Source organism: Polynucleobacter sp. Latsch14-2 (genome assembly GCF_018881925.1).
Lineage (GTDB): Bacteria > Pseudomonadota > Gammaproteobacteria > Burkholderiales > Burkholderiaceae > Polynucleobacter.
The window spans coordinates 258,976-280,293 of sequence record NZ_JACVPL010000002.1 but is presented as its reverse complement, the minus strand read 5'-3'; the positions used below and the strand labels follow the sequence as shown (position 1 = coordinate 280,293).

The 21,318-nt window shown below is 46.7% G+C and carries 18 protein-coding genes, 7 tRNA genes and 3 rRNA genes; 22 read left to right on the top strand and 6 right to left on the bottom strand.

All coding sequences use genetic code 11. The features are described 5' to 3' along the window. Positions 1 to 7 precede the first annotated feature (7 nt). The 5 genes from atpG to priA all read left to right on the top strand — a co-directional run bounded on the left by atpG (position 8) and on the right by priA (position 6,298). Positions 8 to 877 (top strand): F0F1 ATP synthase subunit gamma, encoded by an 870-nt coding sequence (atpG, locus tag ICN46_RS03625; protein ID WP_216204564.1) that lies wholly within the window; start codon positions 8 to 10, stop codon positions 875 to 877. Positions 878 to 932: 55 nt separating this feature from the next. Next, positions 933 to 2,333 (top strand): F0F1 ATP synthase subunit beta, encoded by a 1,401-nt coding sequence (gene atpD / locus ICN46_RS03620; RefSeq protein ID WP_216204562.1) that lies wholly within the window; start codon positions 933 to 935, stop codon positions 2,331 to 2,333. A gap of 21 nt (positions 2,334 to 2,354) precedes the next feature. Then, positions 2,355 to 2,771, top strand: a complete 417-nt coding sequence (locus ICN46_RS03615) for a F0F1 ATP synthase subunit epsilon (protein WP_216204559.1) — start codon at positions 2,355 to 2,357, stop codon at positions 2,769 to 2,771. A gap of 9 nt (positions 2,772 to 2,780) precedes the next feature. Beyond that, entirely contained in the window at positions 2,781 to 3,899 is a 1,119-nt protein-coding gene (gene hemE, locus ICN46_RS03610) for a uroporphyrinogen decarboxylase (protein WP_216204705.1), read from the top strand. A gap of 263 nt (positions 3,900 to 4,162) precedes the next feature. After that, complete coding sequence (gene priA / locus ICN46_RS03605) at positions 4,163 to 6,298, top strand: replication restart helicase PriA (RefSeq protein WP_216204556.1); 2,136 nt, start codon at positions 4,163 to 4,165, stop codon at positions 6,296 to 6,298. 4 nt (positions 6,299 to 6,302) lie between these two features. Here priA and gcvH read toward each other — a convergent pair whose 3' ends face one another. Next, a complete protein-coding gene (gene gcvH / locus ICN46_RS03600; RefSeq protein ID WP_216204552.1) occupies positions 6,303 to 6,695 on the bottom strand; it encodes a glycine cleavage system protein GcvH in 393 nt (130 codons plus the stop codon). Between the two features lie 79 nt (positions 6,696 to 6,774). Between gcvH and ICN46_RS03595 the strand changes: the two genes are divergently transcribed. Continuing rightward, entirely contained in the window at positions 6,775 to 7,413 is a 639-nt protein-coding gene (locus ICN46_RS03595) for an MBL fold metallo-hydrolase (RefSeq protein WP_216204702.1), read from the top strand. 30 nt (positions 7,414 to 7,443) lie between these two features. Here the strand turns inward: ICN46_RS03595 and ICN46_RS03590 are convergent, their stop codons facing one another. From ICN46_RS03590 to ICN46_RS03580, 3 genes are all read right to left on the bottom strand, one after another. Beyond that, positions 7,444 to 7,629, bottom strand: coding sequence for a hypothetical protein (locus tag ICN46_RS03590; RefSeq protein WP_129560400.1), 186 nt, complete (start codon positions 7,627 to 7,629; stop codon positions 7,444 to 7,446). A gap of 40 nt (positions 7,630 to 7,669) precedes the next feature. Next, the gene (locus ICN46_RS03585) at positions 7,670 to 8,824 is read right to left on the bottom strand and encodes a fatty acid desaturase (RefSeq protein ID WP_216204549.1); all 1,155 of its coding nucleotides are present in this window, start codon (positions 8,822 to 8,824) and stop codon (positions 7,670 to 7,672) included. 73 nt (positions 8,825 to 8,897) lie between these two features. Further along, positions 8,898 to 8,973 (bottom strand) — tRNA-Arg (locus ICN46_RS03580). A 105-nt stretch (positions 8,974 to 9,078) separates the two neighbouring features. Here ICN46_RS03580 and ICN46_RS03575 point away from each other — a divergent pair. Continuing rightward, positions 9,079 to 9,585 (top strand): c-type cytochrome, encoded by a 507-nt coding sequence (locus tag ICN46_RS03575; RefSeq protein WP_216204546.1) that lies wholly within the window; start codon positions 9,079 to 9,081, stop codon positions 9,583 to 9,585. A gap of 45 nt (positions 9,586 to 9,630) precedes the next feature. Here the strand turns inward: ICN46_RS03575 and rsmI are convergent, their stop codons facing one another. Continuing rightward, positions 9,631 to 10,536 (bottom strand): 16S rRNA (cytidine(1402)-2'-O)-methyltransferase, encoded by a 906-nt coding sequence (rsmI, locus tag ICN46_RS03570; protein ID WP_216204543.1) that lies wholly within the window; start codon positions 10,534 to 10,536, stop codon positions 9,631 to 9,633. Positions 10,537 to 10,642: 106 nt separating this feature from the next. Here rsmI and ICN46_RS03565 point away from each other — a divergent pair, with 106 nt between their 5' ends. From ICN46_RS03565 to ICN46_RS03555, 3 genes are read left to right on the top strand one after another with little or no spacing between them, the layout of a single operon-like run. Further along, the gene (locus tag ICN46_RS03565; protein WP_216204541.1) at positions 10,643 to 11,245 is read left to right on the top strand and encodes a phosphoheptose isomerase; all 603 of its coding nucleotides are present in this window, start codon (positions 10,643 to 10,645) and stop codon (positions 11,243 to 11,245) included. Between the two features lie 26 nt (positions 11,246 to 11,271). After that, on the top strand, positions 11,272 to 11,925 hold the full coding sequence (locus ICN46_RS03560; RefSeq protein WP_255538725.1) for a BON domain-containing protein: 654 nt from the start codon (positions 11,272 to 11,274) through the stop codon (positions 11,923 to 11,925). Positions 11,926 to 11,980: 55 nt separating this feature from the next. Then, on the top strand, positions 11,981 to 12,298 hold the full coding sequence (locus ICN46_RS03555) for a c-type cytochrome (protein WP_216204538.1): 318 nt from the start codon (positions 11,981 to 11,983) through the stop codon (positions 12,296 to 12,298). Here the strand turns inward: ICN46_RS03555 and ICN46_RS03550 are convergent. After that, the gene (locus ICN46_RS03550) at positions 12,295 to 12,951 is read right to left on the bottom strand and encodes a GNAT family N-acetyltransferase (protein ID WP_216204535.1); all 657 of its coding nucleotides are present in this window, start codon (positions 12,949 to 12,951) and stop codon (positions 12,295 to 12,297) included. The two genes, ICN46_RS03555 and ICN46_RS03550, sit on opposite strands and share 4 nt — an antisense overlap. Positions 12,952 to 13,438: 487 nt before the next feature. Here ICN46_RS03550 and ICN46_RS03545 point away from each other — a divergent pair. The 12 genes from ICN46_RS03545 (at position 13,439) to nusG (ending at position 21,288) form a co-directional block, all read left to right on the top strand. After that, positions 13,439 to 14,971: ribosomal RNA gene (locus tag ICN46_RS03545) — 16S ribosomal RNA — on the top strand. 58 nt (positions 14,972 to 15,029) lie between these two features. Continuing rightward, positions 15,030 to 15,106, top strand: a tRNA-Ile gene (locus tag ICN46_RS03540). Positions 15,107 to 15,138: 32 nt separating this feature from the next. Then, positions 15,139 to 15,214: transfer RNA gene (locus ICN46_RS03535), tRNA-Ala, on the top strand. 268 nt (positions 15,215 to 15,482) lie between these two features. Beyond that, positions 15,483 to 18,356, top strand: a 23S ribosomal RNA gene (locus tag ICN46_RS03530). Between the two features lie 105 nt (positions 18,357 to 18,461). Continuing rightward, positions 18,462 to 18,575, top strand: a 5S ribosomal RNA gene (gene rrf, locus ICN46_RS03525). The 16S, 23S and 5S rRNA genes sit together here with 5 tRNA genes alongside, the layout of an rRNA operon. Positions 18,576 to 18,679: 104 nt before the next feature. Then, positions 18,680 to 18,764: transfer RNA gene (locus tag ICN46_RS03520), tRNA-Tyr, on the top strand. A 5-nt stretch (positions 18,765 to 18,769) separates the two neighbouring features. Next, a tRNA-Gly gene (locus tag ICN46_RS03515) sits at positions 18,770 to 18,843 on the top strand. 19 nt (positions 18,844 to 18,862) lie between these two features. Then, positions 18,863 to 18,937 (top strand) — tRNA-Thr (locus ICN46_RS03510). Positions 18,938 to 19,026: 89 nt separating this feature from the next. Further along, positions 19,027 to 20,217: an elongation factor Tu gene (gene tuf / locus ICN46_RS03505; protein ID WP_216204512.1), complete on the top strand. Its 1,191-nt coding sequence runs from the start codon at positions 19,027 to 19,029 to the stop codon at positions 20,215 to 20,217. Between the two features lie 14 nt (positions 20,218 to 20,231). Beyond that, positions 20,232 to 20,307: transfer RNA gene (locus ICN46_RS03500), tRNA-Trp, on the top strand. Between the two features lie 20 nt (positions 20,308 to 20,327). Next, a complete protein-coding gene (secE, locus tag ICN46_RS03495) occupies positions 20,328 to 20,705 on the top strand; it encodes a preprotein translocase subunit SecE (protein WP_216204532.1) in 378 nt (125 codons plus the stop codon). A gap of 10 nt (positions 20,706 to 20,715) precedes the next feature. Continuing rightward, positions 20,716 to 21,288, top strand: coding sequence for a transcription termination/antitermination protein NusG (nusG, locus tag ICN46_RS03490; RefSeq protein ID WP_216204527.1), 573 nt, complete (start codon positions 20,716 to 20,718; stop codon positions 21,286 to 21,288). Positions 21,289 to 21,318 lie beyond the last annotated feature (30 nt).

The window sequence follows — 21,318 nt, the reverse complement described above, 5'->3', positions numbered from 1 at the left end:
ATAAATCATGGCAAGCACAAAAGAGATACGATCAAAGATCAAGAGCGTACAAAATACGCGCAAGATCACAAAGGCAATGGAAATGGTCGCCGCATCCAAGATGCGTCGCGCCCAGGAGCGCATGCGCAATGCGCGCCCCTATGCTGAAAAAATTCGCGAGATTGTTTCTAACCTTTCAAAAGCAAATCCTGAGTTCCGCCCTGCTTATATGGCAACTCGAGAGGTGAAGAAGGTCGGAACAATTGTTGTTACAACAGATAAAGGATTGTGCGGTGGTTTAAACACCAATATCTTGCGTTTAGTTGCGAACCAGGTGCGCGATCTGCAAGAAAAAAATATTGAGATTGCCTATACCGCAATTGGATCAAAAGGACTGCAATTTTTGAACCGCTCGAAAGCAAAGTTAATTTCTCAAACGACCCATATTGGGGATACCCCCCATATGGATGTTTTGATTGGTGCGATCGTTGCTCAATTAGAAGCGTTTGAGCGTGGCGAAATTGATGCTGTTTATTTGGCGTACACCCGTTTTGTGAACGCAATGAAACAAGAGCCAATTTTAGAAAAACTTTTACCTCTGGAGCCAGCGGCATTAACCCCAGAAGAGAAGGTTGGCAATTCTTGGGATTACATATACGAACCTGATGCTGAGTCCATTTTGAATGGCTTACTTAAGCGTTATGTCGAGGCAATGATTTATCAAGCTGTTGCTGAAAATATGGCATCTGAGCAATCTGCACGCATGGTCTCAATGAAGGCCGCATCAGATAACGCAAAGAACGTGATCGGCGAATTGCAATTGGATTACAACAAAACACGACAAGCTGCTATTACCAAAGAGTTGTCGGAGATTGTTGGCGGAGCAGCTGCTGTTTAAGCGGCCAGCGTTTAGGCATACGAAAGAATTCAGGAATTAAAAGCGGAGAAATGCGATGAGTAACGGAAATATTGTGCAGTGTATTGGTCCAGTCGTGGATATTCAGTTTCCACGTGACAAAATGCCAAACATTTATGATGCATTGACATTAGTTGATAGCGGAGAAAAATCTTTCGCTGAAAAAGGCTTGACCTTCGAAGTTCAGCAACAGATCGGCGACGGTGTAGTCCGCGCTATTGCTATGGGAGCCAGTGATGGTTTGCGCCGTGGCATGGAGGTCAAATCAACAGGCAAGCCAATTTCTGTTCCAGTTGGTCCAGCAACATTAGGCCGCATCATGGACGTTTTGGGTCGCCCAATTGATGATGCAGGTCCAATCGCTACTGAAGAGCGTCGTGCTATTCATCAGCCGGCTCCTAAGTTTGATGAACTTTCCCCTTCTGTTGACTTGCTTGAAACCGGCATTAAGGTTATTGACTTAGTTTGCCCGTTTGCTAAAGGCGGTAAGGTTGGCTTGTTCGGTGGTGCGGGTGTTGGCAAGACCGTAAACATGATGGAATTGATTAACAACATCGCTAAGCAGCACTCAGGTTTGTCTGTGTTTGCTGGTGTTGGTGAGCGTACTCGTGAAGGTAATGACTTCTACCACGAGATGAAAGAATCTAACGTTATAGATAAAGTAGCGATGGTATTCGGTCAGATGAATGAGCCCCCTGGAAACCGTTTGCGCGTTGCGTTGACTGGTTTGACTATGGCCGAAGCATTCCGTGATGAAGGCCGTGATATTTTGTTCTTCGTTGACAACATCTACCGTTACACATTGGCGGGTACTGAAGTTTCTGCTTTGCTCGGTCGTATGCCTTCTGCTGTGGGTTATCAACCTACATTGGCCGAAGAGATGGGTAAATTACAAGAGCGTATTACCTCTACTAAGACTGGCTCTGTAACTTCAATTCAGGCTGTTTACGTTCCTGCGGATGACTTAACTGATCCATCTCCAGCAACAACTTTCTTGCATTTGGACTCAACAGTTGTTTTGTCACGCGACATCGCTGCTTTGGGTATTTATCCAGCAGTTGATCCACTTGATTCAACTAGTCGTCAGCTTGACCCACAAGTGGTTGGTCAAGAGCACTATGACGTAGCCCGTGATGTACAGATGACATTGCAACGCTATAAAGAATTGCGCGACATTATTGCAATTTTGGGCATGGACGAACTGTCCCCGGAAGACAAATTGGCCGTATCGCGTGCACGTAAGATTCAACGCTTCTTGTCCCAGCCTTTCCACGTTGCCGAGGTATTTACAGGATCACCTGGTAAATATGTGACATTGAAAGAAACCATCCGCGGCTTCAAGATGATTTGTAGCGGTGAGTTGGATCACTTGCCTGAGCAAGCGTTCTATATGGTGGGTTCAATTGATGAGGCCATCGAGAAGGCTAAGAAGCTTTAATCGAATTCATCTAGGGAAATTATGTCAACCATACGCGTCGATGTAGTCAGTGCTGAGAAATCCATTTTTAGTGGCGAAGCTAAGTTTGTTGCGCTTCCTGGTGAAAGTGGCGAGCTCGGCATTTTGCGCGGTCACACACCTTTAATTACACGCATTCGTCCAGGCTCAGTTCGCATTGAAAAAGCGGACGGCGATGAAGAGTTTGTATTTGTTGCTGGTGGCTATTTAGAGGTTCAGCCAGATCACGTCACGGTTTTAGCAGACACCGCTATTCGTGGCCATGATTTGGATGAGGCTAAAGCAATTGAAGCTAAGAAGCGTGCCGAAGAAGCAATGCAAAACCGTGGAACTGATTTTGATTTGGCTTTGGCCCAGTCTGAGTTTGCAATGGCTGCAGCGCAATTGGCTGCGATTGCTCGTTTCCGTCGTAAAAAGTAAAAGCCGGCCATCTCCTTGCTGTTAAATGATCGGTTTTTAAAAGCCTGCTTGGGCGAAGCGGTTGATCAAACACCGCTTTGGCTCATGCGCCAAGCTGGGCGCTATCTCCCCGAATATAACGCCACCCGCGCTAGGGCCGGAAGCTTCCTCGGGCTTGCAAAAAACCCTGCTTATGCAACCGAAGTAACCTTGCAACCTTTAGATCGTTATCCATTGGATGCAGCAATTCTATTTTCAGATATTTTGACCATTCCAGATGCAATGGGCTTGGGTCTAAAATTTACTGCTGGCGAAGGCCCTAGCTTTGAAAATCCATTGCGCACAGAAGAGGCTGTAAAAAAATTACATGTTGCCGATATGGGGCAATTGCAATATGTTTTTGATGCCGTTACAGAAATACGTAAGGCGCTTATTCAGGATGGCAAGCAACGCGTTCCATTGATTGGTTTCTCGGGTAGTCCTTGGACATTAGCTTGTTACATGATTGATGGGTCGGGCTCTGACGACTTTCGTCATGCTAAAACAATGATGTTTACCCGGCCAGACTTATTGCAACATATTTTAGATATCAATATTGAATCAGTGGCGAGCTATTTGACGGAGCAAGTAAAGGCGGGCGCACAAGCGCTCATGATTTTTGACACTTGGGGCGGCTTACTTCCAGATGGGTGGTATCAAAGAATGTCTTTGGCAGCCATGCAAAAAGTGATTGCACTGTTGCCCCGCGAGTACGAGGGTCAAAAAATCCCCGTCATTATGTTCACTAAGGGCGGAGCAATTTGGCTCAATGATATGGCTCAAGTTGGCGCCGATGTCATTGCGCTCGATTGGACGATGTCCTTAAGTCGTGCTAGAAAGCAGTTATTAGAGATTAATAAGCCTTTGTCCCTACAGGGCAATCTTGACCCTCTTATTTTGTTTTCTGAGCCAAAGCAGATTGCCAAAGCAGCAAGCGCCATACTTGAGGATCTTGCTCAGGCGCCTGCCCTAAAAGCAGGTCTCCATCCGCTTGATGGGCATATCTTCAACTTGGGCCATGGGATATCTCAGTTCACGCCACCCGACAGTGTTAGCGCCTTGGCAGAGTCGGTTATAAACAGTTCTCGCGCGCTTAGATTAAAGCAATAAATCAAAGTAATTGCTAACTTAGTCATAAATCATCGCAAAAGTTATGCACAGTTTTGGGTATAAGACTAAATTCAGTGAGATTGCGAACAAAAGTCATCCTTAACTTCTACAAAAGATTTTAAGATATTGATTTTATTGGTTTTTATACATAATTTTTTAAAGCCGTGCGCTTATTGGGTGTCGGTAAATTAACTTAGAAACTAGAATTATCAGATGATATCCACAGACTTATCCACAGGCCCATAAGAAAATTGACGTAAATCATGACAGCCCCGATAGTTGTCCAAATAGTTGTTGATAAGCCCTTAGTCCAGGGCTTTGACTATCTGTGGGATCTTGCTAAGTTGGGTAGTTTGCCGCAGATTGGGCATATTGTTGAAATTCCATTTGGAAGATCTAAAGAGGTGGGTATCGTTACAAATGTGAGTGCTCACTCTGAATATGAATTTGATAAATTAAAACTAGTTGAAAAAATAGCCCCCCTTCCCCCATTAGATGGCGGACTGTTGAAATTAATGAATTTTGCAAGCCAGTATTACGTACACACGCTTGGTGAAACTATCATGCCTAGCATTCCAAAGATGTGGCGCAAGTCTGAAGACTGGGACAAAATCCCAAAAAAAATACAGAGCGCCGAGAAGAAACGAAATAAAGAAAAAAGTCCGAAACTGGTTGAGGGTTACATCAGCATTGATCAGTTGAATCAGGAGCAAGCAGAAGCACTGCAAGCTTTAATGGGAAACCCAAGCAAAACAGGTAACAACTTCCGCGCAATCTTGTTGCATGGGCAAACTGGCAGCGGTAAGACAGCGGTCTTTTTAAATTGGCTTGCTAGTATTTTGAAGGACGAAGCAGCACAAGTTTTACTGTTGGTACCTGAAATTAATCTAACGCCACAATTAGAACGACGAGTGCGAGCATATTTTCCAGAAGAAAACTTGGCAGTGCTTCACAGTGGGGTGACAGAGAAACAAAGAGGCATTGCGTGGCATGAAGCTATGACAGGTAAGGCGCGAATTATTTTGGGAACACGCTTGGCTGCGTTAACTTCAATACCAAATTTACGTGCAATCGTAGTTGATGAGGAGCACGACCCCTCGTATAAGCAACAAGAGGGTACTAGGTACTCGGCAAGAGATTTGGCCATCTGGCGCGCACACGACCAAAAAATTCCGATTTTGCTTTCATCAGCAACACCCTCATTAGAAACCTGGATTGCAGCTAAGGCTGGTCGTTATGAATACATGCGTCTAGATCAGCGAGCGCAGGGCGCTCTTTTGCCCAAGGTGCACCTAGTCAATTCACGAGACCCTCAGAACCAATTTAGTCCCGGAGACCAAAATAGTCCAAAGACAAAGAGCTTGATTACTAAAACTTTGGCTCATGCGATTAGTAAGAATTTAGAAGAGGGCAAACAAAGTTTGATCTTAATTAATCGCAGGGGCTATGCCCCCGTTCTCAGTTGTAATGCATGTGCTTGGATGTCAGTCTGCACCGAGTGCTCATCACACACAGTAGTGCATAAAGCAGGTGCATTGGGAACAAAGTCGGTATTGAATTGTCATCATTGTGGCCTAGTAAAGCAGATCCCTGCCTTTTGTCCGGATTGCGGCAATGCCGATCTTAAAACTTTGGGACAGGGAACCCAGAAACTGGAGGACGCCATAGGAGAGATGTGGCCAAACGCAAGAGTACTTCGTGTTGACACAGACTCGAGCAGAAAAAGCAAAGGCGCAGAAATACTTTTTCAAGAAATACACGACGGAAAAGTAGATATCGTTGTTGGCACCCAAATGATTGCTAAAGGACACGATTATCAAAATATTGGTTTAGTTGCGGTACTGGACGCTGACAGCAGGCTATATTCACCTGATTTCAGGGCGGCAGAAAGATTATTTGCGCAACTGGTGCAGGTTGCAGGGCGTGCCGGAAGATCTGGTATAGAAGGACAGGCGGGTGGGAATATCTATATTGAAACGCAGCACCCCGAAGCAGCAGTCTATCAATACCTATTGAGGCACGACGTCGACGGATTTTTGTCGCATATCGCACGAGAGCGAGAAGAAGCACAATTACCGCCCTACTCTTATCAAGGCCTAATTCATGCAGAAGGAAAAACTTTGGATAAGGCTATTCAGTTTTTGAGCGGTCTTAAGGGGCGCCTAAAAAATAAAGGGTTGCATAGTAAGGAGTTGCGAATATATGACCCGGTGCCAAAAGCCGTAATGCGGGTGGCGGGATCAGAGCGCGCACAAGTGGTCATTGAGTCTGAGAGCCGCAAGTTGTTACAAGAAGCGCTTGAAGCAATTGATGAGGATTTACGGAGCAATTCTCAGGGGCGTATTAGTAAAACATCACGCATCCGCTGGTTAATCGAGCGCGACCCAATCGCAATCTAATAGATTAGGCGCCCGCAGAAGAGTTGTATTGATCTAAGTCCATGAGCTTTTCTAGTTCAGATGTTAAGTCTGCGTCTGATAGAGGTTTTATTTTGAAGAGCCAAATAGCATAGGGCTTTTCATTGACGAGCTCTGGACTAGCGTCGACCACTTCATTTAATGCCACAACCTCACCACTCACGGGCGCATGTATATCGCTCGCAGCTTTAACTGACTCAATAACAGCAATTGCTTCGCCCTGCTGAACTTGTTGCCCAATCTTGGGCGCCTGGAAGAACATCACATCTCCCAGCGCTTCTTGAGCATGATTGCTAATTCCAACCCAGATGAGGCCGTCAGCTTCACAGTCTGCCCATTCGTGGGTTAGCGCAAATTTAAATGTGTCTTGAGAGTTCATATTTCGTCCTTTGGAGATATTCTATCTGTAGTGCAATAAACTGGGCCGTTATCAATGTAAGCTCTGTGCCCATATGCCAATTAAATTCAGAATCATTCCCGTAACCCCATTTGAGCAAAACTGTTCTATATTAGTTTGTCAAGAAACTGGAGATGCCGCTATTGTGGATCCTGGGGGTGATATAGAAAAGATACTTGATGGAGTAATGCAGCTAGGTGGAACGGTAAAGAAAATTTTACTGACGCATGGGCACCTCGATCATTGTGCTGCAGCGAAGGATTTAGCAGATCAACTCAATGTTCCAATAGAGGGACCGCAAATTGATGAGCGTTTTTGGATTGATCAATTACCAGAGCAAACGTTGCGATTTGGTTTTGGTCACGCAAAAGTATTCGAGCCAACACGCTGGCTAAACGACGGTGATCATGTGCAGGTTGGCAATGTGGACTTAGAGGTTCTGCATTGCCCTGGCCACACTCCGGGCCATGTAGTATTTTTTAATAAGCAAGATCGTTTAGCTTTAGTCGGTGATGTACTCTTCGCGGGATCCATTGGAAGAACAGATTTTCCTCGCGGCAATCAAGCGGATTTAATTGCTGCAATTAAGACAAAATTATGGCCGCTTGGTAATGATGTTCAATTTGTGCCTGGTCATGGACCAATGTCTACTTTTGGTAGAGAGCGTCAAACAAACCCCTATGTTGGTGCTGGCGCTTAAGCTAAATCACCAAGTTACAAAAAACGCAAATTAGGTTTTGGCTGAGCCAGTACGATGTGTGCGGTTGTAAAGACAGCTTGCGCAAATCCAGCGTTGCTTACGATTGCTTGTTGGTATCCAGGTGCCACCTTCTAGGCGCTTTTCGCGACTGCAAGAAGAGCAAAATTTGAGGCTCTGGGAAGTATCTTGGGTAGCAGCTGGAGTCGAGGTAGTCATGGGCAATCCGGGTAAGCCAAATCTATACAGAAGATCTATTTTACCCGTTTTGTCCTGCTGGGGCTGGGCTTAGGACAACTCTGACCGAATCAGCCGTTTTATTGCCATCAAAATCTAGCCAAGCCTTGTTTTCAAAGTCGTAAAGCTTGCACTTGCGGGCCGTATCAAAATACCAGCCCCAAGAGAACTTTTGCACAAAAATACGCTCTGGAAGGATGGTTTCCAGGGTATTTTGGGCCTCCTTAAGGCGATACAGGGGTACGCTCATGTCTACGTGATGGGCAGTATGCTCCATGATGTGGTGCATTAAAGAGCCCCAAATCCAGCTGAAAGTAAGGTGTACGGTGGTTGATACAAAGGGCTGTGCACGCAACCATTCAGATTTCTTGTCATACCAAGAAACTGAGGGGTGTGTGTGGTGAACGTAGACAACAAAGCCAATCATGCCATTCCAAAACAGGAAAGGCACAGCAAAGCCAGTGAGTAGGCCAATGCAGATGGATTGATCTGTTACCAAAGCACCCACAACTAAGCAACCAATCCAAATCAGCGCAAATGCGCTAACTAGCAGGTTGTCTTTAAGGAAGATAGGCCGATCGCCAGGTTTGTTTTTGGCGTTTGGAAAGTACTCGCGCCGCCACCAAATTTCAATCAAATAGTAGAAAACTGGCCCCCAGCCACTGCGGTAAAGACGCTCAAGGCCTCGACGCCAGGATGGCAAAGCATCAAATTCGGCCTTAGATAGCGGAGCCCAGACAAAATCAAAGCCCTTAAGGTTGGTTTGGCCATGGTGGACTACGTTATGACCTACATCCCAAAGGCTATATGGGGTTAGTGATGGTAAGAAGGCAATGCGCCCTAATACTTTATTGAGCTCACGATTCGGGGTAAAGCTCTGGTGGCAGGCATCATGACCAAGAATAAAAATGCGCCCCGTTACAAAGCCAGCAACAAGACCCAATATAACTTTAATCAGAACGCTCTGAATGAAGACGGTGCCAGCAATACAGCCGATCCATAGTGCAGCATCAATTGCTAAAAGTACTAGTGCGCGAGCGGTTTCGCCCTGGGCCATAGGAATGAGCCAGCTGCGAATGATTTTTCGATGGGGGAGCGGCGCATCTGGTGCCAGGGGGTTGGAAATAGATGGCTCGGAGAGGGTGGGATTTAGATGATTGGACACGATAAGAATCAATAATTTAGGTGCAAATGATAGCTGTTTTTATCATTTGGCGCATGATGTAGGTCAAAATCCCCTTTGTTTCTTGTGGTGCGCCCGGCAGGAATCGAACCTGCGACCCTTGGCTTCGGAGGCCAATACTCTATCCACTGAGCTACGGGCGCCAGCAACAAAAACAATCACCTGGCTATTGTAAGTGCCTAGAATGTAAGCTCTCGTTATAATCACCGCAAAGTAACCCCTAAACCCCGTCAAATGATAAAAGTCCTATGAGCAACGAGCACGGCAACCTAATTAAGTCCCCAAAGCAATTGATCATCATGGTCTTTGCAAGCTTTTTTGTACCCTTGATCATTATTTTGTTACTAATGGTGTACGTAAATAGTGGCAAACGCGAAGGCGCTGGAACCGGAGATGTAGCAAAGTCTGCAGAGCAATTGATCAAACCAGTAGCGCAATTAAATTTTAAAGATGCAAGTGCTCCGCGTGAAATTCAAACTGGAGAACAGGTTTACAAAGCCGTTTGCTCCTCTTGCCATGCTACCGGTGCTGCAGGCGCGCCAAAATTTGGTGACGTAAGCGCATGGGCCCCGCGTATTGGTAAGGGCTACGATTCTTTGATGACCTCCGTACTCAAGGGCAAGGGTGCTATGCCAGCTCGTGGCGGCTCTAATCCAGCAGATATTAGTGATTATGAATTGGCTCGCGCAGTTGTGTTTATGGCTAACGCATCCGGCGGTAAATTGCCAGAGCCTAAGGCGCCAGCAGCAAAATAAATTTTTGTCAGCGCAAATAAAAAAGCTGGCTATATGCCAGCTTTTTTATTTCTCGCCACTAGAAACTTTTGCATCTAAGGCAATTTGATAGGCTTCTTTTTTAGAAAGCCCCAAGGCTTGAGCAAGCACGGCAGCGATTTCTTTGCTACCAAGGTATGGGCTTAAGGTGTTGGCCCACAACAAGAGGGATGCATGCTCTGGAGCCTCATCAGCACTGGCTGGGCGCCCTGCAACTAAAATAATAAATTCACCCTTGAGGCTACTGGCGTCTTCAAGCCACTGTGGAATTTCACTGGCCCGCATAGAAATAATTTGCTCAAATTTTTTAGTCAGCTCACGGCCTACTACTAATTGACGATCTGCTTCTAGGGCGTCCGACAAAACTCGGAGAGTTTCCTTGATATGGTGTGGCGATTCAAAAAAGATGCTCGTATTTGCACTGGTGCGAATGTTCAGAACCAGAGCATCACGCTCTTTTGATTTGTTCGGCCAAAAACCTAAAAACTGGAAGCGTCCGTCAGAGTTAAATAAGACAGAACCGCCGATTGAGACGGCCGAAGATACGGCGCTTGCCCCCGGGATAGGCACAACCCGGAAGCCCGCCTTTTGCACCTCATCGACCAGTCTTGCTCCGGGATCTGAAACACCCGGAGTTCCTGCGTCAGAGATATAGGCCCAGCGCTCATTCTGTGCCAGATGCCGGATCACTGTTTGTGCCCCACTCATTTCATTGTGTTCATGCAAGGCGAGGCATTTCTTATGAATACCAAATTGCTGAAGTAAGGCGGCACTATGTCGCGTGTCTTCACAGGCTATGCCATCAACAGCATTGAGTATGTGCAGAGCTCGCATCGTGATGTCACCCAAATTACCAATTGGAGTGGCTACCATGTAGAGGGCCCCAGCAGGCAAATCTTGCTGCTTTAGAAAGTCAAATGAGCTCAGTTCCATGTATAGAAATCTTGCGGAGGATTAGTTAATAAGTAAGAGAATACGTCGCTTTTACTTTCGTTGGCAGCTTGCGGAAAAAGCCTCCGCTTTAGCGCATAATATTGTTATGGATAAAAATACGATTGAACGCCTGCGTAAGCGCGCATCCCAACATTTTTTAGACAGCATTGCAGTCAAGCAAGAGGCTGAGAAAGTGCTTCCAGAGTCGGTTGCAGTGGGTGTGCTGGCAATGGTTGAATGCTTGCGCGCTGGCGGTAAGGTTATGGCTTGTGGTAATGGCGGATCCGCCGCCGATGCACAACACTTTGCAGCCGAATTGATTGGGCGTTTTGAGCGCGAACGTCAGGAGCTTGCTGCAATTGCCTTAACAACAGACACTTCTATCTTGACCGCTGTTGGTAATGATTACAGTTATGACGAGGTATTTAGCAAGCAAGTCCGAGGTCTGGGCAAAAGCGGCGACATACTCTTGGGCATCTCTACATCGGGCAATTCTAAAAATGTAGTAAGGGCCATTGAAGTGGCGAAAAAAATGGGCATCAAAATTATTGCCCTTACCGGAAATGGCGGCGGAAAAATCGCAAGCCTATTGGACAAGAATGATATTCATCTTTGTGCCCCCTCTACTCGTACTGCACGAATTCAAGAAACACATTTAGTGTTGTTGCACAGTTTGTGTGATGGCGTTGATCACATACTGCTTGATTAATGGCACCCTTAAAATAGAAAGCGTTCATGATGCAAATTAAACCCGCAAGTAAATTAGTTGTCATGTTAATTCTCACCTCCTTTTTATCGGCTTGCGGTGTGCTTGCTGTAGGCGGTGTTGCTGCAAGCGCAGCGATTCTTGCAGATCGACGCAGTGCGAGTGTTCAAGCAATCGATAAAGGCATTGAGCTTGAGTCTGTTAACGCGCTAGCTAAAAGATTCGGTGATAACGCCCACATTAATGTCACTTCGTTTAACCAGAAAGTATTGCTCACTGGCGAGGTAAAGGACGCTGACATTAAAGGCGAGGCCGGGGCTTATGTAAAAGCAATGAAGAACGCTCGTAGCGTGTATAACGAGCTGGTAATAGGCCCTAATAGTAGCTATACGGCCCGCGCCAATGACTCTTACCTTGAGTCAAAGATCAAGACCCAAATGATTTTTACGGAGGAATTGCCTTCGAACTCGATGGCAATTGTTGCTGAGGGCAGCAGCGTCTATCTAATGGGAATCTTGACGCAAAAAGAAGCTGACATTGCAAAGAAAGTGGCGAGCAACTCCAGTGGTGTGAAAGAAGTTTTTGTCTATTTTGACATCATCTCCGATGCGGAGAAGGTGCGCTTAGAAAAGCAAGGCAAAGCAGATGAGACTCAACCATCAAGTCCGCCAAAATTTCAGTAAGTATTTGTAATCAACGCAACATATGACTTTGGTTGGGCACGTGAGGGCGGCTTTTATGGCTGCCCTTTTCTTTGCGGGCATGCAGATTGCGCAAGCGACTGACAGTATTGGCGGGGCACTTTCCATTGCGAAACAAAATGCCTGCTTAGGTTGTCACGCAGTCAATAAAAAAATAGTTGGTCCAAGCTTTCGCGATGTTGCTGCTAAATATAAAAGCAATCCTAGTGCAAACATTTTTTTAAAAAACAAAATTCAAAAAGGTGGAGCTGGCTCGTGGGGAGTGGTACCAATGCCTGCTAATGCCAAGTTAAGTGATGCTGAGCTTTCGCTGCTTGTATTTTGGATTTTGCAGGGTGCGCCTGACAATAATTAAGGCGCAGTTGTTGGCTGACCTAACCACCAGCTCCAAGCATGATGAGAGCGCTTCAAATTTTCCTTGAGCGCGTAGTCGAAATCAGCCCACTGCTCGTTTGCCGCTTCTTGAACAATTGTGCTGGAGTTGGCAGGCAATAGCTTCAAATAGGCATCTGCATCACCATAAGCATATTCAACACTCATACCCGCTTTTTGTGCCAAATGCATCATGGCTTTGTTATTTGCCAGGCAATGAACAAACAACGTTTCAATACGAGTATTGCGCGAGTGAACTGCTGCACGCGCTAGTAAAGCGGTTCCAAGCCCTCGTCCCCTGCCCTCCGGTAGTACCGAAACACCAAACTCAGCAGCACGCCCTTTGCTTTTAAAGACAGGAAGGTAAGCAAGGTGAGCTAACCCAACAATATTCAACTCAGTATCAAAGATGCCAAAAATAGCATCCTGATTGAAGTCTAGGCCTTCAACATACCGTTCGATAACCTCATTGGGGGTATGTGTCCCAAAACGCAGGCGGCGATCATCTTCATTTAGTTGTAAAAAGTGATGAAGTATGGTGGACCTATGGCCAGCATGAAGTTCTCGAACTGGAACGAGACCCCCACCAGCATTGGGGCGCTTGGGTGAGTGACTCTTCGCTAGTTTATTGTGCATAGCAATATATTAGCAGGAAATTGATAAAATTACAGGGTTTTCCCTAGGTTTTATCTAAGATATGCACCGTTAGAGAGGCAAAAAAAGAGGGTCTTAGTAAAGAAAAGTATATGAATACTCCAAAACCCTTAAATTTTTAAAAAAAGTTAAATATTTTTTAAATTCATATCTTATTGATTTAGCTGGTTTTATTTTTAAAATCAGAAAAAACAAGTGCTTTTTGAAGAAAAAGACTACGAAAGGTGTTGACGACCCTAAATTTGTGGGATATAGTCTCACCTCTCTGCTGAATGTTTTTTAAGAAATGCAAAACAAGTCAGCCCTCTTTAAAAATTAGTGAACCGATAATTGTGGGTACTAAGTGAAAGCATCAAGTCCTTCGGGACAGATGTAAATAAATAGTACTCATAGACAGTAAAAAGATTTGGTTTTATTACCAAGTCAATTTCTTGAATGAGTGCGACGATCCGCAAGGATCACAGGAATTAAACTGAAGAGTTTGATCCTGGCTCAGATTGAACGCTGGCGGCATGCCTTACACATGCAAGTCGAACGGCAGCACGGGTGCTTGCACCTGGTGGCGAGTGGCGAACGGGTGAGTAATACATCGGAACGTACCTTATCGTGGGGGATAACGCAGCGAAAGCTGTGCTAATACCGCATACGCCCTGAGGGGGAAAGCGGGGGATCGAAAGACCTCGCGCGATTAGAGCGGCCGATGCCTGATTAGCTTGTTGGTGGGGTAAAAGCCCACCAAGGCGACGATCAGTAGCTGGTCTGAGAGGACGATCAGCCACACTGGGACTGAGACACGGCCCAGACTCCTACGGGAGGCAGCAGTGGGGAATTTTGGACAATGGGGGCAACCCTGATCCAGCAATGCCGCGTGAGTGAAGAAGGCCTTCGGGTTGTAAAGCTCTTTTGTCAGGGAAGAAACACCGGCTCTAACACAGTCCGGGAATGACGGTACCTGAAGAATAAGCACCGGCTAACTACGTGCCAGCAGCCGCGGTAATACGTAGGGTGCAAGCGTTAATCGGAATTACTGGGCGTAAAGCGTGCGCAGGCGGTTATACAAGACAGGCGTGAAATCCCCGGGCTTAACCTGGGAATGGCGCCTGTGACTGTATAGCTAGAGTGTGTCAGAGGGGGGTAGAATTCCACGTGTAGCAGTGAAATGCGTAGATATGTGGAGGAATACCAATGGCGAAGGCAGCCCCCTGGGATAACACTGACGCTCATGCACGAAAGCGTGGGGAGCAAACAGGATTAGATACCCTGGTAGTCCACGCCCTAAACGATGCTGACTAGTTGTTCGGGATTTACATCCTGAGTAACGTAGCTAACGCGTGAAGTCAGCCGCCTGGGGAGTACGGTCGCAAGATTAAAACTCAAAGGAATTGACGGGGACCCGCACAAGCGGTGGATGATGTGGATTAATTCGATGCAACGCGAAAAACCTTACCTACCCTTGACATGTGACTAACGAAGTAGAGATACATTAGGTGCTCGTAAGAGAAAGTCAACACAGGTGCTGCATGGCTGTCGTCAGCTCGTGTCGTGAGATGTTGGGTTAAGTCCCGCAACGAGCGCAACCCTTGTCTTTAGTTGCTACGCAAGAGCACTCTAAAGAGACTGCCGGTGACAAACCGGAGGAAGGTGGGGATGACGTCAAGTCCTCATGGCCCTTATGGGTAGGGCTTCACACGTCATACAATGGTGCATACAGAGGGTTGCCAACCCGCGAGGGGGAGCTAATCTCAGAAAATGCATCGTAGTCCGGATCGTAGTCTGCAACTCGACTACGTGAAGCTGGAATCGCTAGTAATCGCGGATCAGAATGTCGCGGTGAATACGTTCCCGGGTCTTGTACACACCGCCCGTCATACCATGGGAGTGGGTTTTGCCAGAAGCCGTTAGCCTAACCGCAAGGGGGGCGACTGCCACGGCAGGGTTCATGACTGGGGTAAAGTCGTAACAAGGTAGCCGTATCGGAAGGTGCGGCTGGATCACCTCCTTTCTAGAGAAAGATGCTGGAGCTTTAGTGCCCACACTTATCGGTTCACAATAAAAGCCACGGGTCTGTAGCTCAGCTGGTTAGAGCACTGTGTTGATAACGCAGGGGTCGTAGGTTCAAGTCCTACCAGACCCACCAAATCAGAAGTGATATGGACTATGTGGAACGTTGGGGGATTAGCTCAGCTGGGAGAGCACCTGCTTTGCAAGCAGGGGGTCGTCGGTTCGATCCCGTCATCCTCCACCAACTATCTAAATGTCAAAACTAAGCGATTATTAGATTGTTTAGTTTTGCCATTTATGGCTGTTCTTTAAAAATTTGAGTAAGCAAAGTGTCTAATGTTTCTTTGAGAGAACATTAGACAATGTAATAAGGGTAAAGATTGAATCATCAATCAGTAATACAAACGAGTTTTACAAAGTTCTTAAAAAGTACTTATAGTTTGGATTACGGCAAACATGTCAGAAGTAGAAGTAAAACCTGTAACGGTTACTAGCAATGGTGCTCGTTATAGGATCAAGTGAATAAGTGCACATGATGGATGCCTTGGCGATTACAGGCGACGAAAGACGTTATAACCTGCGATAAGCCCCGGGGAGCTGGTAAATAAGCTTTGATCCGGGGATTTCTGAATGGGGAAACCCACCACTTTTGTGGTATCCATACCTGAATACATAGGGTATGAGAAGCGAACCTCGTGAACTGAAACATCTAAGTAGCGAGAGGAAAAGACATCAACCGAGATTCCCAAAGTAGTGGCGAGCGAAATGGGAACAGCCTTCTAGTGATAGCTCAGTAATTAACAGAACGGAATGGAAAGTCCGACAATAAAGGGTGATAGTCCCGTATGTGAAAATTATTGGGTGGTACTAGGCTAGAGACAAGTAGGGCGGGACACGTGAAATCCTGTCTGAATATGGGGGGACCATCCTCCAAGGCTAAATACTCGTAATCGACCGATAGTGAACAAGTACCGTGAGGGAAAGGCGAAAAGAACCCCGGGAGGGGAGTGAAATAGATCCTGAAATTGTGTGCATACAAACAGTAGGAGCCTCGTAAGGGGTGACTGCGTACCTTTTGTATAATGGGTCAGCGACTTACATTCAGTAGCAAGCTTAACCGAATAGGGAAGGCGTAGCGAAAGCGAGTCCGAATAGGGCGCTAGTTGCTGGGTGTAGACCCGAAACCAGTTGATCTATCCATGGCCAGGTTGAAGGTGCGGTAACACGTACTGGAGGACCGAACCCACTAACGTTGAAAAGTTAGGGGATGAGCTGTGGATAGGGGTGAAAGGCTAAACAAAACTGGAAATAGCTGGTTCTCTCCGAAAACTATTTAGGTAGTGCCTCGTGTATCACTGTAGGGGGTAGAGCACTGTCATGGTAGTGGGGTCCATTGCGGATTACTGCGCCATAGCAAACTCCGAATACCTACAAGTGCAAGCACGGGAGACAGACATCGGGTGCTAACGTCCGGTGTCAAGAGGGAAACAACCCAGACCGCCAGCTAAGGTCCCTAATATATGCTAAGTGGGAAACGAAGTGGGAAGGCTAAAACAGTCAGGAGGTTGGCTTAGAAGCAGCCATCCTTTAAAGAAAGCGTAATAGCTCACTGATCGAGTCGTCCTGCGCGGAAGATGTAACGGGGCTAAGCATATAACCGAAGCTGCGGATCACAGCAATGTGATGGTAGGAGAGCGTTCTGTAAGCCTGTGAAGGTGTCTTGTAAAGGATGCTGGAGGTATCAGAAGTGCGAATGCTGACATGAGTAGCGATAAAGGGGGTGAAAAGCCCCCTCGCCGTAAGCCCAAGGTTTCCTGTTCAACGTTCATCGGAACAGGGTGAGTCGGCCCCTAAGGCGAGGCAGAGATGCGTAGCTGATGGGAACAAGGTTAATATTCCTTGACCATTGTTAGATGCGATGGGGGGACGGATCGCGGAAAGTTGTCCGGGTGTTGGATGTCCCGGTTCTTGCGTTGGAGATGGCTATTAGGTAAATCCGGTAGCGTAATTCAAGGGCGTGAGACGAGTGAATTTATTCACGAAGCAATTGGAAGTGGTTCCAAGAAAAGCCTCTAAGCTTCAGTCTAACAAGACCGTACCGCAAACCGACACAGGTGGGCGAGATGAGTATTCTAAGGCGCTTGAGAGAACTCAGGAGAAGGAACTCGGCAAATTTGCACCGTAACTTCGGGATAAGGTGCGCCCTGGTAGTTTGACCCTGTACAAGGGGAGGACGAAAGGGTTGCAATAAAAAGGTGGCTGCGACTGTTTAATAAAAACACAGCACTCTGCAAACACGAAAGTGGACGTATAGGGTGTGACGCCTGCCCGGTGCTGGAAGATTAAATGATGGGGTGCAAGCTCTTGATTGAAGTCCCAGTAAACGGCGGCCGTAACTATAACGGTCCTAAGGTAGCGAAATTCCTTGTCGGGTAAGTTCCGACCTGCACGAATGGCGTAACGATGGCCACACTGTCTCCTCCTGAGACTCAGCGAAGTTGAAATGTTTGTGATGATGCAATCTACCCGTGGCTAGACGGAAAGACCCCATGAACCTTTACTGTAGCTTTGCATTGAATTTTGAACCGGTCTGTGTAGGATAGGTGGGAGGCGTTGAAAGCGGGATGCTAGTTTCGCTGGAGCCAACCTTGAAATACCACCCTGGTTTGTTTGAGATTCTAACCTTGGCCCATTATCTGGGTCGGGAACAGTGCATGGTAGGCAGTTTGACTGGGGCGGTCTCCTCCCAAAGTGTAACGGAGGAGTACGAAGGTACGCTTGGTACGGTCGGACATCGTACCTAAAGTGCAATGGCAAAAGCGTGCTTAACTGCGAGACCGACAAGTCGAGCAGGTGCGAAAGCAGGTCATAGTGATCCGGTGGTTCTGTATGGAAGGGCCATCGCTCAACGGATAAAAGGTACTCTGGGGATAACAGGCTGATACCGCCCAAGAGTTCATATCGACGGCGGTGTTTGGCACCTCGATGTCGGCTCATCTCATCCTGGGGCTGTAGCCGGTCCCAAGGGTATGGCTGTTCGCCATTTAAAGAGGTACGTGAGCTGGGTTTAAAACGTCGTGAGACAGTTTGGTCCCTATCTGCCATGGGCGTTGGAGATTTGACGGGGGCTGCTCCTAGTACGAGAGGACCGGAGTGGACGTACCGCTGGTGTACCTGTTGTTTCGCCAGAAGCATCGCAGGGTAGCTATGTACGGAAGAGATAACCGCTGAAAGCATCTAAGCGGGAAACTTGCCTGAAGATGAGATCTCCCGTAGGTTTAACCTACATAAAGGGTCGTTGAAGACCACAACGTTGATAGGTCGGGTGTGGAAGCGCAGTAATGCGTTAAGCTAACCGATACTAATTGCCCGTTAGGCTTGATCCTATAACCAGCACTATTGTGTTGGATGTTTGCCAGATTTAATCTGCATCCTTATTACATGCTTACTCAAATAGAGTTGTTGATAAATCAACAACTCAACCCTCTACGCCCGGTGACCATAGCAAGTTGGAACCACTCCTTCCCATCCCGAACAGGACAGTGAAACGACTTTACGCCGATGATAGTGCGGATTACCCGTGTGAAAGTAGGTAACTGCCGGGCACCAATGCGACGCCCAGACCCTCTTAGGTCTGGGCGTTTTTACTTGTGAAAACGTTTAGAGAGATTGACACAAACTCCATTTGGAGTCAGAATATTGGGTTCGCGGAGGGGTGTCCGAGCGGCTAAAGGAGGCAGACTGTAAATCTGTTGGCTATGCCTACGTAGGTTCGAATCCTACCCCCTCCACCAGATGTGCGGGATTAGTTTAATGGTAAAACAGCAGATTTCCAATCTTCGGTCAAGAGTTCGATTCTCTTATCCCGCTCCAAGATTGCAGTAGTAGATTGGCCCATGTGGCTCAGTGGTAGAGCACTCCCTTGGTAAGGGAGAGGTCGGCAGTTCGATCCTGCCCATGGGCACCAGGCTTTATGCATTAAAAATTGTGTAGTACATGTTTATTACATTTGTGTAACCGAGTTGGTTTATTGAGTTAACTAAAGGCAGACAAAAAATGGCAAAAGAAAAGTTTGAGCGGACAAAACCGCACGTAAACGTAGGCACCATTGGTCACGTTGACCACGGTAAGACCACATTAACAGCAGCGATTGCAACCGTGCTCTCAAAAGCATTTGGTGGCGAAGCAAAAGCATACGATCAGATCGATGCTGCTCCTGAAGAAAAAGCACGTGGTATTACGATTAATACAGCGCACGTTGAGTATGAGACAGCAAATCGTCACTACGCTCACGTTGATTGCCCAGGACATGCTGACTACGTTAAGAACATGATTACTGGTGCTGCCCAAATGGACGGCGCTATCTTGGTGGTGTCTGCTGCTGACGGCCCAATGCCACAAACTCGTGAGCACATCCTCTTGGCGCGCCAAGTAGGCGTTCCATACATCATCGTTTTCTTGAACAAATGCGACATGGTTGATGACGCTGAATTGTTAGAACTCGTTGAAATGGAAGTTCGTGAGCTTCTAACTAAATATGAATTTCCTGGTGATGACACACCAATCATCCATGGTTCTGCTAAGTTAGCCCTTGACGGCGACAAAGGCGAATTGGGTGAGCAAGCCATTATGAAATTGGCTGAAGCTTTAGATACTTTTATTCCTACTCCAGATCGCGCTGTTGACGGTGCCTTCTTGATGCCAGTAGAAGATGTGTTCTCTATCTCTGGTCGCGGTACTGTAGTGACTGGTCGTATCGAGCGCGGTATTGTTAAGGTTGGCGAAGAGATTGAAATCATTGGTATCAAACCAACCCTTAAGACAACTTGTACTGGCGTTGAAATGTTCCGCAAATTGCTCGACCAAGGTCAAGCAGGCGATAACGTTGGTATCTTATTGCGCGGTACAAAACGTGAAGAAGTTGAACGTGGTCAAGTATTGGCTAAGCCAGGCTCAATCACTCCACATACTCACTTTACAGCTCAAGTTTATATCTTGGGTAAAGATGAAGGTGGTCGTCACACTCCATTCTTTAACAACTATCGTCCACAGTTCTACTTCCGTACAACGGACGTAACCGGTTCGATCGAGTTGCCAAAAGATAAAGAAATGGTTATGCCAGGCGATAACGTAGAAATTACCGTCAAACTCATCGCACCAATCGCGATGGATGAAGGTTTGCGTTTTGCGATCCGTGAAGGTGGCCGCACTGTTGGCTCCGGAGTGGTTAGCAAGGTTTTGGCTTAAGTAGTTAGTAATAAAGGGGTGTAGCTCAATTGGCAGAGCGTTGGTCTCCAAAACCAAAGGTTGGGGGTTCGATGCCCTCCGCCCCTGCCACGATTTGAACAGAAAGTAATATGTCTCAACAAACGGTAAGTCACTCTGAAGAAAAGAGCAGCTGGGTCTCAGGACTCGCTGCTTTAATTGTCGTTGCAGCGCTAGTCTTGTACTACACGCTCATTGACCAGTCTTTATTGGTGCGCGTAGCAGTTTTGTTTGGCGGTATTACTGTAGCAGTTTTAATTGTGGCTGTTTCACCCGATGGGCGCCGTTTCATTGCCTATGCAAAAGATTCTTGGTACGAAGTAAAAAAAGTTGTTTGGCCGACTCGAAAAGAGACTACCCAAATGACGATGGTCGTATTTGGTTTTGTTCTGATCATGTCCCTATTTCTGTGGATGGCAGACAAATTAATTGAATGGCTAGTTTTTTCAGTCTTTCTTGGCTGGAAGTGAGTTATAAAAAATGATCGATTCTGAATTAGCCGCAAATCCACAAGCAACTGGCAATATGCGCTGGTATGTTATTCATGCTTATTCCGGCATGGAAAAAAGCGTCAAAAGAGGCCTTGAGGAGCGCATTGGACGTTCCGGCATGGCAGACAAATTTGGTCGAATTTTAGTTCCGTCTGAAGAGGTCGTTGAGATCAAATCAGGTGCTAAGTCAGTATCTGAGCGCCGCTTCTTTCCAGGCTACGTTCTGATTGAAATGGAAATGACGGATGAAAGCTGGCATTTGGTAAAAAATACACCAAAAGTGACTGGATTCGTTGGTGGCGTCAGAAATCGCCCAAGCCCGATTTCTACCGCAGAAGTAGCCAAAATCATGGATCAAATGCAGGCTGGGGTTGATAAACCTAAGCCAAAGACCTTGTTTGAGGTTGGCGAGATTGTGCGCGTTAAAGAGGGGCCATTTATTGATTTCAACGGCAATATTGAAGAAGTCAATTATGAGAAGTCAAGATTGCGCGTTTCTGTTACAATTTTTGGCCGCGGTACCCCAGTTGAGCTGGAGTTCGGCCAAGTAGAAAAGATGTAAAAACAGGGCTTTAGCCGTGTTTTGCAGTAG

Coding starts and splice junctions, on each gene's coding strand:
- atpG (WP_216204564.1), top strand. CDS start 8: ATGGCAAGCACAAAAGAGATACGATCAAAGATCAAGAGCGTACAAAAT.
- atpD (WP_216204562.1), top strand. CDS start 933: ATGAGTAACGGAAATATTGTGCAGTGTATTGGTCCAGTCGTGGATATT.
- ICN46_RS03615 (WP_216204559.1), top strand. CDS start 2,355: ATGTCAACCATACGCGTCGATGTAGTCAGTGCTGAGAAATCCATTTTT.
- priA (WP_216204556.1), top strand. CDS start 4,163: ATGACAGCCCCGATAGTTGTCCAAATAGTTGTTGATAAGCCCTTAGTC.
- gcvH (WP_216204552.1), bottom strand. CDS start 6,695: ATGAACTCTCAAGACACATTTAAATTTGCGCTAACCCACGAATGGGCA.
- ICN46_RS03590 (WP_129560400.1), bottom strand. CDS start 7,629: ATGACTACCTCGACTCCAGCTGCTACCCAAGATACTTCCCAGAGCCTC.
- ICN46_RS03575 (WP_216204546.1), top strand. CDS start 9,079: ATGAGCAACGAGCACGGCAACCTAATTAAGTCCCCAAAGCAATTGATC.
- rsmI (WP_216204543.1), bottom strand. CDS start 10,536: ATGGAACTGAGCTCATTTGACTTTCTAAAGCAGCAAGATTTGCCTGCT.
- ICN46_RS03565 (WP_216204541.1), top strand. CDS start 10,643: ATGGATAAAAATACGATTGAACGCCTGCGTAAGCGCGCATCCCAACAT.
- ICN46_RS03560 (WP_255538725.1), top strand. CDS start 11,272: ATGATGCAAATTAAACCCGCAAGTAAATTAGTTGTCATGTTAATTCTC.
- ICN46_RS03555 (WP_216204538.1), top strand. CDS start 11,981: ATGGCTGCCCTTTTCTTTGCGGGCATGCAGATTGCGCAAGCGACTGAC.
- ICN46_RS03550 (WP_216204535.1), bottom strand. CDS start 12,951: ATGCACAATAAACTAGCGAAGAGTCACTCACCCAAGCGCCCCAATGCT.
- tuf (WP_216204512.1), top strand. CDS start 19,027: ATGGCAAAAGAAAAGTTTGAGCGGACAAAACCGCACGTAAACGTAGGC.
- secE (WP_216204532.1), top strand. CDS start 20,328: ATGTCTCAACAAACGGTAAGTCACTCTGAAGAAAAGAGCAGCTGGGTC.
- nusG (WP_216204527.1), top strand. CDS start 20,716: ATGATCGATTCTGAATTAGCCGCAAATCCACAAGCAACTGGCAATATG.